Origin of the sequence: Bordetella ansorpii (assembly GCF_900078315.1) — a bacterium.
GTDB classification, from domain to species: domain Bacteria; phylum Pseudomonadota; class Gammaproteobacteria; order Burkholderiales; family Burkholderiaceae_B; genus Bordetella; species Bordetella ansorpii.
The window spans coordinates 247,410-261,467 of sequence record NZ_FKBS01000002.1 but is presented as its reverse complement, the minus strand read 5'-3'; the positions used below and the strand labels follow the sequence as shown (position 1 = coordinate 261,467).

Annotated in this window: 10 protein-coding genes; 6 read left to right on the top strand and 4 right to left on the bottom strand. The window is 67.3% G+C overall.

Features of this window, described 5'->3' with window-relative positions:
- The 3 genes from A7W11_RS01120 to A7W11_RS01110 all read left to right on the top strand — a co-directional run.
- On the top strand, nucleotides 1-956 hold a 956-nt coding region (locus tag A7W11_RS01120; protein ID WP_268874722.1), incomplete at its 5' end, for a phosphate acyltransferase.
- A gap of 16 nt (nucleotides 957-972) precedes the next feature.
- Nucleotides 973-2,175, top strand: a complete 1,203-nt coding sequence (locus A7W11_RS01115; RefSeq protein ID WP_235816770.1) for a patatin-like phospholipase family protein — start codon at nucleotides 973-975, stop codon at nucleotides 2,173-2,175.
- Nucleotides 2,172-2,636 (top strand): barstar family protein, encoded by a 465-nt coding sequence (locus A7W11_RS01110; RefSeq protein WP_066406624.1) that lies wholly within the window; start codon nucleotides 2,172-2,174, stop codon nucleotides 2,634-2,636. Before A7W11_RS01115 ends, A7W11_RS01110 begins: the two co-directional genes overlap by 4 nt.
- Before the next feature lie 152 nt (nucleotides 2,637-2,788).
- Here the strand turns inward: A7W11_RS01110 and A7W11_RS01105 are convergent, their stop codons facing one another.
- The gene (locus A7W11_RS01105; protein WP_066406623.1) at nucleotides 2,789-3,520 is read right to left on the bottom strand and encodes a 16S rRNA (uracil(1498)-N(3))-methyltransferase; all 732 of its coding nucleotides are present in this window, start codon (nucleotides 3,518-3,520) and stop codon (nucleotides 2,789-2,791) included.
- A 397-nt stretch (nucleotides 3,521-3,917) separates the two neighbouring features.
- Here A7W11_RS01105 and tkt point away from each other — a divergent pair, with 397 nt between their 5' ends.
- The 3 genes from tkt to A7W11_RS01090 all read left to right on the top strand — a co-directional run bounded on the left by tkt (nucleotide 3,918) and on the right by A7W11_RS01090 (nucleotide 8,835).
- Nucleotides 3,918-5,954 (top strand): transketolase, encoded by a 2,037-nt coding sequence (gene tkt / locus A7W11_RS01100; protein WP_066406618.1) that lies wholly within the window; start codon nucleotides 3,918-3,920, stop codon nucleotides 5,952-5,954.
- A 16-nt stretch (nucleotides 5,955-5,970) separates the two neighbouring features.
- Nucleotides 5,971-6,981: a type I glyceraldehyde-3-phosphate dehydrogenase gene (gap, locus tag A7W11_RS01095; RefSeq protein ID WP_066406609.1), complete on the top strand. Its 1,011-nt coding sequence runs from the start codon at nucleotides 5,971-5,973 to the stop codon at nucleotides 6,979-6,981.
- Between the two features lie 660 nt (nucleotides 6,982-7,641).
- A complete protein-coding gene (locus tag A7W11_RS01090) occupies nucleotides 7,642-8,835 on the top strand; it encodes a phosphoglycerate kinase (protein WP_066406607.1) in 1,194 nt (397 codons plus the stop codon).
- Between the two features lie 94 nt (nucleotides 8,836-8,929).
- On the opposite strand, the gene A7W11_RS01085 is transcribed toward A7W11_RS01090, so the two are convergent.
- From A7W11_RS01085 to A7W11_RS01075, 3 genes are all read right to left on the bottom strand, one after another.
- Nucleotides 8,930-10,066 (bottom strand): glycosyltransferase family 9 protein, encoded by a 1,137-nt coding sequence (locus A7W11_RS01085; RefSeq protein ID WP_066406605.1) that lies wholly within the window; start codon nucleotides 10,064-10,066, stop codon nucleotides 8,930-8,932.
- Between the two features lie 406 nt (nucleotides 10,067-10,472).
- On the bottom strand, nucleotides 10,473-10,844 hold the full coding sequence (locus tag A7W11_RS01080; protein ID WP_082887012.1) for a DUF4148 domain-containing protein: 372 nt from the start codon (nucleotides 10,842-10,844) through the stop codon (nucleotides 10,473-10,475).
- 273 nt (nucleotides 10,845-11,117) lie between these two features.
- Nucleotides 11,118-13,727 carry a DUF3141 domain-containing protein gene (locus tag A7W11_RS01075; RefSeq protein WP_066406603.1) on the bottom strand — a complete coding sequence of 870 codons (2,610 nt, stop codon included), beginning with the start codon at nucleotides 13,725-13,727 and terminating at the stop codon, nucleotides 11,118-11,120.
- Between the last annotated feature and the right edge of the window lie 331 nt (nucleotides 13,728-14,058).

The following is a 14,058-nucleotide window of genomic DNA, read 5'->3' as shown; positions in this document are numbered from 1 at the left end:
CGAAGTCGCGCATCGTGTTCACCGAGGGCGAGGACGAGCGCGTGCTGCGCGCCGTGCAGGCCGTGGTGGACGAAGGCCTGGCCCGTCCCATCCTGGTGGGCCGGCCCGCCGTGCTGTCCGCGCGCATCGAGAAGTACGGCCTGCGCCTGCAACTGGGCAAGGATGTAGAGGTCACCAACCCCGAGTACGACGAGCGCTTCCACCAGTACTGGACGACATACTGGGAACTGATGTGCCGTCGCGGCATCACCAAGGAAATGGCGCGCGTGGAAATGCGCCGCCGCCTGACGCTGATCGGCGCGATGATGGTGCGCGTGGGGGACGCAGACGGCATGGTCTGCGGCGCCGTGGGCGCGTATCACGATCACCTGCGCTTCATCGACGAAGTGATCGGCAAGCGCCCGGGCGCCAAGACCTACGCCGCCATGAACATCCTGCTGCTGAACGAGCGCACGGTGGCCCTGGTGGACACGCACGTCAACGACGACCCCACGGCCGAGCAGATCGCGGAATTCACCGTGTCCGCCGCGGAAGAGATGCGCCGCCTGAACCTGGCGCCCAAGGTGGCGCTGTTGTCGCGCTCGAACTTCGGCACCGGCAGTTGGGCGTCCGGCGCCAAGATGCGCGAAGTGCTGGCGCGCGTGCGCGAAGCCGCGCCCGAGCTGGAGATCGACGGCGAGATGCACGGCGACTGCGCGCTGGACGAGGCGCTGCGCATGCGCATCCTGCCGTCGTCCACGCTCAAGGGCGAGGCCAACCTGCTGGTCTGTCCCAACGTGGACGCGGGCAACATCGCGTACAACCTGCTCAAGACAGCCGCGGGCGGCAACGTGGCCGTCGGCCCGTTCCTGCTGGGCGCCAATGCGCCGGTCAGCATCCTGACCTCCAGCGCCACGGTGCGCCGCATCATCAACATGACCGCCCTGTCGGTGGTGGATGCCAACACCCCGCGTTGAGTCCGCGGGATCCGGCATGCCTGCCCTGAATCGGCCGCTGGTCCGGCCGACCGGGCTGGTGCTGACGGGCGGCGGCGCGCGCGCCGCCTACCAGGTCGGCGTGCTGGCCGCGGTGCTCGAGATTCTCGACCCCGATGGCCGCGCCGGCTTCGTCAATCCTTTTCCCATCATCTGCGGCACCTCGGCCGGCGCCATCAACGCCGCGGCGCTGGCCTGCCGCGCCCATACCCCGCACCGGGCGCTGGCGCGCATGCGCAAGCTCTGGGAATCGCTGGAAACGTCGATGGTCTACCGCGCCGATGCGTCCAGCCTGGCGCGCACCGGCGTGCGCTGGCTGGGGCTGCTGTCGCTGGGCTGGATGCTGGCGGGCAGGCACGACAAGCGCCCGCGATCGTTGCTGGACAACTCGCCGTTGGCCGAACTGCTGGCGCGCACGGTCAATTTCCATCGCCTGCAGGCCAACCTGTCGCATGGCTTCGTGTCGGCGTTGGCCGTCACGGCGTCGGGCTACACCAGCGGCGAGCATCTGACCTTCTACCAGGCGGGCCGCCCCATCGATCCCTGGCACCGCTTCCTGCGGCGTGCCGTGCCCACGCCGATCACCGTCGATCATCTGCTGGCGTCGTCGGCGATTCCGTTCGTGTTCCCGGCGCGTGCCGTGCGGGTGCAGGGCCAGGTGGAGTGGTGCGGCGACGGCTCGATGCGGCAGCTCGCGCCCATCAGCCCGGCCATCCACCTGGGGGCCGACCGCGTGCTGGTCATCGGCACCGGTTACCGCGACGACACCCATCCCGAGGAGCGTCACGAAGACCCGCCGTATCCTTCGCTGGCGCAGGTGGCGGGGCATGCCATGTCCAGCATCTTCCTGGACAGCCTGGCGGTGGACGTCGAGCGCCTGGAGCGCACCAACGCGCTGCTGGCGCACGCGGACCTGCCCGAAGGCGCGTCCACCCGCCGTATCGACGTGCTGACTCTCACGCCCAGCCAGTCGCTGGACCAGCTGGCGCTGGAGCATCTGCAGGACCTGCCATCCGAGGCCCATACCCTTTTTCGCGTACTCGGTGTATCGTCCGACCCGGACCGTCCGGGTGGCGGCGCGCTCATGTCGTATCTGCTGTTCGAAGCCGGATACACACGGCGATTGATCGAACTGGGTTATGCCGATACGATGCGGCGTATTGATGAAGTCACCAGGTTTTTCCAGGAGGCCCAGGCATGACGCGTAACGGCCAAGCAACGCTGCAACGCCAGTTGAAACGTGGTGGCGCCATCGATCATGATGGCGGTGAGAAACAGGCCATGGTCGATGCAACGCAAGAGCTCGGCATGACCTTGATGGTGGCTGACTGCGATCGTGCCCGCAGCCGCTCTGCCGTGTTGCGCGCCGTGGCCAAGGCCGTGGACTTCCCCGAGTATTTCGGCGGCAATCTGGACGCTTTGTACGACTGCCTGTGCGACACCGTGCTCGACCACAAGGAGGGCGTGGTGCTGTGGCTGTACCGGCTGCATTCGGGCGATCCCGCGCTGACGGAAGACGCCGCCAGCATCGAGGGCGTATGCGCCGATGCCGCGCAGTTCGCCACCGAGAACGGCCGTGTGTTCTGCTATGTGGTCGAACATGCCGGCCGCCATCCCGACCCCGAACCAGGCATCGCCGCCGCCCCTTACGGCGAGGCTTGAGCCGACCGGCGCGGCGCTTGTTGCCGCCCGCTTGTTTCGAGTTATTTCGGTGCGGCCTGCAAGGTGCGGCCTGCAAGGCGCGGCCTGCAAGGTGCGGCCTGAGCGATGCGGTCTGCCGCCGTGCCAAGACCGGTATCAGGCCGAAACGTCGCTCACCATTTCAGCAAGGCGCTGGCGGCCGCCATCAAGGCCAGGCCGGCGGTTTCCGTGCGCAGCACGCGGGGGCCGAATCGCACCGCCGTCGTGCCGGCCTGGCCGGCCGCCTGCAACTCCGTGTCCGACCAGCCGCCTTCCGGACCCACCAGCAGGCTGATGTGGCGGGATGCGGGATCCTGTGCCAGCACGTCCGACAGCGACAGGTCGGCCTCGGGATGGCACAGCAGGCGCGGGCCCTGCGGCGCTTCGCGCAGCCATTGCGCCAGCGTGCCGGGCGCGTCGACCTGCATCAGGCGGTTGCGGCCGCATTGTTCGGCGGCCGATTGGGCGATGCGGCGCCAGTGCGCCAGGCGTTTGTCGGCGCGGGCGCCGGACAACTGCACCACGCTGCGCTGCGCGCTGATCGGCACCACCCGCACGGCACCCAGTTCCACGGCCTTTTCCACGACCCAGTCCATCTTGTCGCCGCTGGGCAGGCCCTGCACCAGCGTGATGGCGCCGGCCAGTTCGGCCTCGCGCGGACGGTGTTCTCCCAACTGGGCATGCACCGCGCGGCCTTCCACCCGCAGCACGGCGGGATATTCGCCGCCCTGGCCGTCGAACAGCACGATGTCCTGGCCGTCGCGCACCCGCAGCACGCGCACGGCATGGTGGGCCAGCGCCTCGGGCAGTGGCAGCAGGGCGCCGGAAACCAGCGGCAGGTCGCAATAGAAGCGGGGCAGGGACATCGGCGAACGAAGGCGGGAAATGACGGCTAGCCTACCATTTTGCCGTCTGCACAGCCGCGTGCGCATCGGCGCGCATACCGCCCGGGATGAAAGCTCGCCGGGCAGCCCGGCGCGGTCGCCGGTGTCCTCGCGCATCCGGCCCATGCGCCGCGCCGCCGTGGGGCAAGCGGTCCGCGCCCTGGGCCGGTCGTCCATCCCGCCGGCCCTTCCCGGGGTGTTCCCGGCACATCCGCCGCCCGGGCGGGGTGTCCGCGGCCGGGTGCTAAAATCTTGAGCTTTCCAGGCCCGCGCCTGGCGCAATCCCAGTGCCGCAACGTTCGTGCTTCCCGCGGCCGCGCCGGCCGTGGTGCCGGCGCCCGCCGCGGCGTCCAACCGCTTCGATCCAAGAGCCCGCCGAATGAGCCTCTCCGCAGCCCCCAACCCCTTGGCCAACGCCCTGCGCGTGCTTGCAATGGATGCCGTGCAGCAAGCCAACTCCGGGCACCCTGGGGCCCCCATGGGCATGGCCGAGATCGCCCAGGCGCTGTGGACGCGCAACCTGCGCCACAACCCGGCTGATCCCGCCTGGGCCAACCGCGACCGCTTCGTGCTGTCCAACGGCCACGGCTCGATGCTGATCTACGCGCTGCTGCACCTGACCGGCTACGACCTGCCGATCGAAGAGATCAAGCAATTTCGCCAACTGCATTCCAAGACGCCGGGCCACCCCGAAGTGGGCATCACCCCGGGCGTCGAAACCACCACCGGCCCGCTGGGCCAGGGCCTGTCCAACGCCGTGGGCATGGCATTGGCCGAAGCCCTGCTGGCCGCCGAATTCAACAAGCCCGGCCACACCATCGTCGACCACAACACCTACGCGTTCGTGGGCGACGGCTGCCTGATGGAAGGCGTCTCGCACGAGGCCTGCTCGCTGGCCGGCACGCTGAAGCTGTCCAAGCTGGTCGTGCTGTACGACGACAACGGCATCTCCATCGACGGCCACGTCGAGCACTGGTTCGCCGACGACACCGCCAAGCGTTTCGAAAGCTATGGCTGGAACGTCGTGCGCGGCGTGGACGGCCATGACGTCGACGCGGTCGACGCCGCCATCAAGCAGGCGCGCGCGCAATCGGCCAAGCCCACGCTGGTGGTCTGCCGCACCGTCATCGGCAAGGGTTCGCCCAACAAGGCCGGCACGCACGACGTGCACGGCGCCCCGCTGGGCAAGGACGAAATCGCCGCCACGCGCGCCGCGCTGGGCTGGTCCGGCGAGCCCTTCGCCATCCCGCAAGACGTCTACGACGGCTGGAACGCCCGCGAATACGGCGCCCAGTCGCAGGCCGACTGGAACACGGTCTTCGCCGCCTACGCGGCCGCCTTCCCCGCCGAAGCCGCCGAATTCACGCGCCGCATGAAGGGCGACCTGCCCGAGGGCTTCGCCGACACGCTGCAGGCTTACGTGGCCAGCACCGTCGAGAAGGCCGAGACCGTCGCTTCGCGCAAGGCCTCGCAGTTCGCCATCACCGCGCTGGTCGACACGCTGCCCGAGATGCTGGGCGGCTCGGCCGACCTGACCGGCTCCAACTTCACCGACTGGAAGGGCGTGGCCGCGGTGCGCGCCGGCGAAGGCGGCATCAAGTTCGGCCGTCACATCAACTACGGCGTGCGCGAGTTCGGCATGGCCGCCGTCATGAACGGCGTGGCCCTGCACGGCGGCTACCTGCCCTTCGGCGGCACGTTCCTCACGTTCTCCGACTATTCGCGCAACGCCATCCGCATGGCCGCGCTGATGAAGCAGCGCGTGGTCCACGTCTTCACCCACGACTCCATCGGCCTGGGCGAAGACGGCCCCACGCACCAATCGATCGAGCACGCCTCCAGCCTGCGCCTGATCCCCAACCTGTCGCTCTGGCGTCCTTGCGACACCACCGAGACCGCCGTGGCCTGGGGCCATGCCGTCGGCCGTCCCGCCAGCATCGGCATGGACGTGCGCGAAGGCGGCCCGTCGGCGCTGCTGCTGTCGCGCCAGAACCTGCCGTTCGTGCCGCGCGACGCCGACACCGTCGCCGCCATCGCCCGCGGCGGCTACGTGCTGCGCGATGCCGAGGGCGCGCGCGCCGTCATCATCGCCACCGGCTCCGAAGTCGGCCTGGCGCTGGACGCCCAGGCGCAATTGGCCAAGGAAGGCATCGCCGTGCGCGTGGTCTCCATGCCCAGCACCGACGTCTTCGACCAGCAGGATGCCGCCTGGAAGGCCTCCGTGCTGCCCAAGGGCCTGCCGCGCGTCGCGGTCGAGGCCGGCGTCACCGCCTTCTGGCACAAGTACGTGGGCCTGGAAGGCGCCGTGGTCGGCATCGACCGCTACGGCGAGTCCGCTCCGGCCGGCGCGCTGTTCAAATTCTTCGGGCTGACCGCCGACAAGGTGGCCGAGACCGTCAAGCAGGTTTTGCAATAAACGAGGAGCATCAGCCATGACCATTCGCGTAGCCATCAACGGGTACGGCCGCATCGGCCGCAACGTCTTGCGTGCCCACTATGAAGGCGGCAAGAAGCACGACATCGAGATCGTCGCCATCAACGACCTGGGCGATCCCAAGACCAACGCGCACCTGACGCGTTTCGACACCGCCCACGGCAAGTTCCCGGGCACCGTCGAAGTCGACGGCGACTACATGGTCGTCAACGGCGATCGCATCCGCGTGCTGGCCAACCGCAACCCGGCCGAACTGCCGTGGGGCGAGTTGAAGGTCGACGTGGTGCTCGAGTGCACCGGCTTCTTCACCACCAAGGAAAAGGCCGGCGCCCACCTGAAGGGTGGCGCCAAGAAGGTCGTGATCTCGGCCCCGGGCGGCAAGGACGTCGACGCCACCGTCGTGTACGGCGTCAACCACAACGTGCTGAAGTCGACGGACACCGTCATCTCCAACGCCTCGTGCACCACCAACTGCCTGGCCCCGCTGGTCAAGCCGCTGAACGACAAGCTGGGCGTCGAGTCCGGCCTGATGACCACCGTCCACGCCTACACCAACGACCAGGTGCTGACCGACGTCTACCACGAAGACCTGCGCCGCGCCCGTTCGGCCACGCAAAGCATGATCCCCACCAAGACCGGCGCGGCCGCCGCGGTGGGCCTGGTGCTGCCCGAACTGAACGGCAAGCTGGACGGCTTCGCGATCCGCGTGCCGACCATCAACGTGTCGATCGTCGACCTGTCGTTCATCGCCAAGCGCGACACCACCGTCGAAGAAGTCAACGCGATCCTGAAGGCCGCCTCGGAAGGCGAACTGAAGGGCATCCTCGACTACAACACCGACCCCCTGGTGTCGGTGGACTTCAACCACAACCCGGCTTCCAGCACCTTCGACTCGACCCTGACCAAGGTGTCCGGCCGCCTGGTGAAGGTGTCGTCGTGGTACGACAACGAGTGGGGTTTTTCGAACCGCATGCTCGACACCACTGTCGCTCTGATGTCGGCCAAGTAATTTCTTGCTTGTGTCCGATGGGGGCAGACCTGTTCTCCGCTTCGTGCGGGAAGGGGTCTGCCCTTTCGTTTGGCTGGATTCTTGCGGGTCATGGGTGTCATGGTGGCGGGGATTCTGCGTTCTTGAGACGTCCCCAGGTCTTGCCAGTGGGCCGCACCGGCCAAGTCGTCGGGCTCGGGCGCGCCATCAGGCGCCCTCGGTCCCGCTACGCGGGACTGCCCCTCCTCCAATTGGCCGGTGCGGCCCACTGGCAAGACCTGGGGACTCACGACAGCGGCTTGCCGCGACCGCACGGCATGCCGAGATTGCTTGCATTGCGATGGCCTGCGGCTGTAGTGGGATCGATGTACTGAAGTATTCGTAGTCTGTGTGCGCCCGGGCGGCTCGTGACGGCCAATTGGAGGAGGGGAAGCCGCGTAGCGGCCGAGGGCGCCTGATGGCGCGCCCGAGCCCGACGACTTGGCCGTCACGAGCCGCCCGGGCGCACACAGACGGCTCAAGAACTCAAATCACCGACAACCACGCAAGCCCGCGTTAAGAACCCAAACACTAGCTCACAAGAACAGACCCACATCCCTCCGCAATTGCGGAAGAATGTGCCCCAGCAAGAAAAGCGCCGAGAAGCGCGCCCGGATTTCAAATAACGAGAGAGAATCGTCTATGTCCAAAGTCAATACGCTGTCCGCGCTGGCGAAGGCCGGCCAACTGTCCGGCAAGCGCGTGTTCATCCGCGCCGACCTGAACGTGCCGTTCGATGACGCCGGCAACATCACCGAAGACACGCGTATCCGCGCGTCCGTGCCTGGCATTCGCCTGGCGCTGGATGCGGGCGCGGCCGTGATGGTCACCTCGCACCTGGGCCGCCCCACCGAGGGCACGCTGGGCAAGGAGGATTCGCTGGCTGCCGTGGCCACGCGCCTGGCCGAGGTGCTGGGCTCGCCCGTGAAGCTGGTGCAGAACTGGGTCGATGGCGTCGAGGTTGCGCCCGGCCAGGTCGTGCTGCTGGAAAACTGCCGCGTCAACGTCGGCGAGAAGAAGAACGACGAAGCCCTGGCGCGCAAAATGGCCGCCCTGTGCGACGTCTACGCCAATGACGCGTTCGGCACCGCGCACCGCGCCGAAGCCACCACCCACGGCATCGCGCGCTTCGCGCCCGTGGCGTGCGCCGGCCCGCTGCTGGAAGCCGAGCTGGACGCGCTGGGCCGCGCCCTGAACGAACCCAAGCGTCCGCTGGTGGCCATCGTCGGGGGCTCCAAAGTGTCGACCAAGCTGTCGATCCTGCAATCGCTGGCCGGCAAGGTCGACCAACTGGTGGTGGGCGGCGGTATTGCCAACACCTTCATGCTGGCCGCCGGCCTGCCCATCGGCAAGTCGCTGGCCGAGCCCGACCAGCTCGAACAGGCCCGTGCCGTGATCGACCTGATGGCCGAGCGCGGCGCAGCGGTGCCGATTCCGGTGGACGTCGTGTGCGCCAAGGCCTTCGGCGCCGATGCCGAAGCCACCACCAAGGCGGCTGCCGACGTGGCCGACGACGACATGATCCTGGACATCGGTCCGAAGACCGCCGCCCAATTGGCCGACGTGCTGAAGCAGGCGGGCACCATCGTCTGGAACGGCCCGGTCGGCGTGTTCGAATTCGACCAGTTCGCCAACGGCACCGAAGTGGTGGCGCGCGCCATCGCCGACGCGTCGGGCTTCTCGATCGCCGGCGGCGGCGACACCCTGGCCGCCATCGCCAAGTACGGCATCGGCGAGCAGGTCGGCTACATCTCGACCGGCGGCGGCGCCTTCCTGGAGTTCCTGGAAGGCAAGACCCTGCCGGCCGTGCAGGTGCTGCAGGAACGCGCGGCATAGCGCGCAGGCAACGCGTCTGGCGCTGCCGGCAGCGCCAGGCACGAAGGGCATCCCGGGAAACCGCGGTGCCCTTTTGTTTTTCCGCGCCGCGGAGTCAGACGGCCTGGGCCCGGGCCTGGGGCGGCATCAGTTCCTGTACCGCCTGCAGCGCGCCATGCACGTCCAGGTTCCAGACGATGCGCGTGTCGTCGTAGGCGGGGATGAAGGCCTTGGAGCGCTGCGACCGCGCCATGGCGATGATGGGCACCTGCAGGGCGGCCGCGATGTGCATCGGACCCGAATCGGGCGTGATGATCGAGCTGGCCTGGCCCAGCATGGCGGCGAATTCACGCAGCGAACGGGGCGGGCAGATCCGGCCATGAGGCAGGGCGGCCACCGCCTGTTCCAGAACGGGCACGATGGCGGATTCTTCCGGTCCCACGAACACGACGAACGGATGGCACAGGTGATTCAGGCCGCGGCACAATTCGGTCCAGAATTCGGCGGGGCAGACCTTGTCGGCATGACCGCCGACGAACAGCGCCACGTACGGGGCGAGGTTGCCCTGGGGGGCGGGTACGCCCAGCGATTCCAGGGTGGAGACGGCGCGGGCCTCTTCCTCCGGGCCGAACACCAGTTGCGGACGCGGCAGGCAGGCCACGCCCAGCGCCTTCGAGAACACCGAGGCGGTGTCATAGGCGTGGTCCACGTCCTCGCGGATGTTGACGTCGTACCAGCAGGCCGAGCCGCGAGGTTTGCCGATGACATAGCGGGCGCCGACCAGGCGCGAGATGACCAGTCCTGTCAGCGAACCGTCTTCCAGTTGCACCGCCAGGTCGTAGCGGCCGGCACGCAGGCTGCGCGCCAGGCTGACCAGGCGCCAGGGGCGGAAAATGGCCGAGCGCGACAGCGTGGCCACCTTGCCCACGGGCAGGTTGCGGAACAGGCCCGCCGTCTTGTCGGTGGCGAGGAAATCGATCGACGCGCCGGGGTACTTGAGTCGGAGCGGGTCGATGATGGCGGTGCTGAGTACCGCGTTGCCGATCCGGTAGTTGGGACGGATGACGATGATGCGCTCGATGTCGCGCAGTGCCGCGACTGTCTGTTCACCCCGGCCAGGCTTGCCTTTGGAAAGGACGCTCAGCAGTTTGTTCTTGGCGGTGCGTTCGGCGTGCCGGGCGACACGCTTGACGACGCCTCTGGCGGCCAGCGCGTAACCGCGCAGGCCATTGGTGGCGCTGTGGATGACCATAGGCGAGCCTGAGTCTTCGACAAAAATGAAAACAGGGGAGGGTCGCCCGGAAAGACGGCAATCCTGTGCTTTGCCGCAGCGCGAGGCCGCGGACCGGATTCCGCAATCGTGCGGAAGCCTGGATTTTCCCTGGTTTCTATTACAGGAAATCGAAAAAATCAGGACGCTTACACTTTGCCTTCCGTTCTGAAAGGTGTTCAGCGTTCCTCGCGGCGGGCAAAAACCTCACGCCGTGATGAACTGCACCCGAGGGGGCTTTTTTGCCTTGGGGCGGCCCGGCGGCAAAAAAATGCCTGGCCTTCATACAAAGGGCCAGGCATCGCAAGTTCGCACCCGCCGCGGCGTCGTATCCGGCGGGTGCGTCGGGGTCCAGCGGTGAAACGATCCCGGTTACGGGATCGGGGCCTTATTCGGCGGCCAGCGCGTCGTTCCGGGCTGCGGGCGCCTGCGCCACGAACGGCGTGTCATTCGGTTCGACGTTCGACGTCATGCCAACGGCTTGGGCCTGGACATCGGCGCGGCTCAGTTGGGTCGAGGCGGTATCCGAGTAGGCAGCCTGGAAGGGCATGTCGTTGGGCTCTACGTTGGCGACCAGGCCATTCGCCTTGGCCTGGGCCAGGTCGGCCTTGACTTGGGCGCGGCTGAGGCTGCCAGCGTCCTCTTGGGCGCCGTAGACGCCTTGGAAGGGGATGTTATTGGGTTCGACGTTCGAACCGGCAAAAGCGCTGGCGCTCATCAGGCCGGCGGACATCATCAGGGCAGCGGCGAGGGTCTTCATGATTACATCTCCTGGTATTCGGTCGAGGGAGCGAAACCGGCGGAGGATTCCGTCGTGGTTGGTTTTGTTTCGCGGTGAAGACATAGTGCGCCTCTCCAAACCTAGGATAAACCCTTGGATGGGAAAATATCTTTCCATAGATGGTGGAATGGATTGTTATTTTTCCAAATTACGTGTTTATTTGTTGATAATGTAGCGAACGGTAAAGCAAACGCCCCGCACCGGACACAGGGCCGATGCGGGGCGTTTGGCGAAATTGCCTGGGATTCAGGCCTAGGCGCGGGACGCGCCGCGCGCGCGCGGCGTCTTGGCGGCGGTCTTGGTGGCCGCTTTGGTCGCCGTTTTGGCGGCGGGCGGGTTGGCCGTGGCGGGCATCTTGGCGCCCGCCGTCTTCACGGGGGCCGATTTCGTCGTGGCCCGCTTGCGCGCGGTCGCCGTCTTCGCCGCCGATGCCTGGGGGGTGGGGGGTTCGGCCGCCGCCCGCTTGGCCGCGGCCTTGCGGGGCGCGGCGGCTCGCTTGCGCGCGGGGGCGTCCTCCTCATCCATGCCTTGCAGCGGCAGGGTGGCGGACGCCTGGGCCACGGCCTTGGATTCCGCGGCGGGCGCCGTTCTGGCGGGCAGCGTTTCGGCGGCCTGGGCGGCGTAGGCCGTCGCGGCCGCGCCATTGCCGCGCTTGCGGTCGCCCCCGGCGCGGCGGGCGGCATCCTCGAACAACTGTTCCATCTGGCGCAGGCTTTCCTGGGCGCGCGCGTTCAGCGGCTGCGCCGCCTCGAGCACTTCCTTCATGTCTGCCAGCGCGTTGCGGATTTCCTCGGCGCTGGAGCCTTTCAGCAATGCCGGCATGGCGTGCAGCGCGGCCTGGGCGTCCAGGCGCATCACCATGGCCTGTTCGCGCACCACGTCCTTGAACTGCTGCAGCGACAGGATGTGGTCTTTCTCGGCGCGCATGCGGCGGATGCCGGCGAAGCTGCGCTCGTCGATGCCGCCCTCGGCGCTGGTCACATAAAGCAGCATGCGGATGGCGGCTTCGCGCAGTCCGCCGACGGGCACCAGCGAACGCAGTTCCGCATTCCGGTTGGCCATGAAGTCACGATGCTCGGGCGAGACGCCCGGGTGGCGGCGCGGCGATTCGCGGCGTTCCTTGGCGCCCAGGCCAGCCCAGTCCTGGACCAGGGGCGAGCCGTAGATGTTCATGAACAGCGCTTCCTGGGCCCAGTCGCGCACTTCCTGGTACATGTCCAGGCTGGTCTCGATGGCCTTGGACACCATCTGCTGGGCCATCAGGAAGGGATTGTCGGGCGCCACCTGCTGGCGGTTCTCGCGCACCTGTTCGGCGACCTGGGCCACGGGCGCCACCAGCGGGTTGCGGTCGGAAATCATCTCGTACGGCAGGCGCAGGGGATGCATGCGCTGCATCCATTCGGCCGATTGGGGCGTGACCGCGGCATGCACCCAAGGTTGCACGAAAGTGCGGTACAGGCCCAGGTTGATGTCGGAGATGCGCGCCACCGCGGCGAAGCGGCGGTCGTCTTCCGGCTGCGGTTTCACGATGGCCAGCACGTCGTCCATGCGGCGGCCCTCGAACGACAGCACGTAGTCGCCCTGCACGAGATCCGCGTTGATGGTCTCGGGCGTCTTGTCGACGATCTCGGCTTCGTAGATGCCCGGCGGCAGCACGTCGATCATGTCGATGTTGCTGGTGAATTCCTGGTGTTCCTTGCGGGCCACGCTGCCCGACACGAAGATGCCCAGGTGGCCGATGCTTTCGTGCACGGCGTACACGATGGTCTGGCCGTGCGCCCGCACTTCCTGGTCGTTCTGGTACAGGTCGGGAATCCAGCCCAGCGCCTGCGGCGGCGGCGTGATGTTGTCGCCACGGGAGCAAAACACGATGATCGGCGAGCGGATGTTGCGCAGGTCGATGCGGATGCCGTCGGACGTGACCAGCCCGCCGGTGGCCAGGCGGTTGCCCACGAACAGGTTGTCGACGATGTACTGGATTTCGGGGCCGTTCAGGTAGACGTGGCCGCCCCACCATTTCTCGAAGCCCAGGTAGCGGGAGGCCTCGGTATCGACTTTTTCGTACAGGTTGTACTGCTTGCTCCACAGCGTGTTGGCGGGATGCAGGTTCTCGAAGTTCTGCACCAGCCAGGCGCCGTCGAACTTGCCCGCGCCCATGTCGCTGGTCATGGCGGTGAGCCAGCTGCCGCCCAGCAGGCCGCCGGCGTAGCGCATGGGATTCATGCCGCGCCAGCCCGCCCAGTACGACAGCGGTGCGCCGGCGATGACGATGGGACCGAACAGCTCGGGCCGCATGGCGGCGGTCATCATGATCTGCCAGCCGGCCTGGCAGTTGCCCACGGCAACCGGCTTGCCCTCGGCTTCGGGATGGCGCGCGATGATCTCTTCCATGAAGCGCGCCTCGGCGCGCATCACGTCCTCGACCGTCTGCGTGGGCATCGGGTGCGGCAGGAAGCTGGCGAAATAGCAGGGGTGGCCCGCGCGCACGGCCACGCCGATCTCGCTTTCGGGCTTGAAGCCGCCGATGCCGGGGCCGTGGCCGGCGCGCGGGTCGACCACCAGGAAGGGGCGCTTGCGCGGATCGACCTCGGTGCCCTCGGGCGGCACGATGCGCAGCAGGCCATAGTTGACCGGACGCTCGAGTTCCCGGCCGTCCATGACCAGTTCGGACTTCATGCTCAGCACGTTGGGCGCGCGCTTGGCGATGTGCCGGTGGTACTGGTTGCCGCGCTGGCGCATGACGTCGGTGTACAGCACGCCGCGTTGCCAGGCGTCCACCGAGTATTCGTACGCGGCGGTCCAGGGGTTGTTGGGCAGGCTGTGGAACAGCTTGTTGAACTGATCGGCGGCGGATGCTGCCATGGCCATCTCCTCGGACAGGGTCTTCCGGCCCGCTGGTCGAGCCGGCGCCGCTCGTGGCGAGCGGCCGGTCTGCTTTCCATTACACCGCATTGTATGTTGCGGTGCAACAACAGGAATATGACAGTTCTTGCCCAAGGTTTGCAACCCTTGATGGTCTAGACAAATTTATTAGGGCAGACCCTAAAGAACCTAGAGAAACCGCCGATAATCCACGTAGCCGGGTAGTCACGACATTGCCGCCATGAAAGCGCAAAGAAGTGCCGGAAGCACGTCTTCGGCAGCCAGATCCTGCTCAGGGCATTTGTTCGAATTCACAAGGGCCGGATCACTG

Bases quoted from the DNA above. Each gene is read 5' to 3' on its own strand.
- A7W11_RS01115 (WP_235816770.1), top strand. From the start codon at position 973: ATGCCTGCCCTGAATCGGCCGCTGGTCCGGCCGACCGGGCTGGTGCTG.
- A7W11_RS01110 (WP_066406624.1), top strand. From the start codon at position 2,172: ATGACGCGTAACGGCCAAGCAACGCTGCAACGCCAGTTGAAACGTGGT.
- A7W11_RS01105 (WP_066406623.1), bottom strand. From the start codon at position 3,520: ATGTCCCTGCCCCGCTTCTATTGCGACCTGCCGCTGGTTTCCGGCGCC.
- tkt (WP_066406618.1), top strand. From the start codon at position 3,918: ATGAGCCTCTCCGCAGCCCCCAACCCCTTGGCCAACGCCCTGCGCGTG.
- gap (WP_066406609.1), top strand. From the start codon at position 5,971: ATGACCATTCGCGTAGCCATCAACGGGTACGGCCGCATCGGCCGCAAC.
- A7W11_RS01090 (WP_066406607.1), top strand. From the start codon at position 7,642: ATGTCCAAAGTCAATACGCTGTCCGCGCTGGCGAAGGCCGGCCAACTG.
- A7W11_RS01085 (WP_066406605.1), bottom strand. From the start codon at position 10,066: ATGGTCATCCACAGCGCCACCAATGGCCTGCGCGGTTACGCGCTGGCC.
- A7W11_RS01080 (WP_082887012.1), bottom strand. From the start codon at position 10,844: ATGAAGACCCTCGCCGCTGCCCTGATGATGTCCGCCGGCCTGATGAGC.
- A7W11_RS01075 (WP_066406603.1), bottom strand. From the start codon at position 13,727: ATGGCAGCATCCGCCGCCGATCAGTTCAACAAGCTGTTCCACAGCCTG.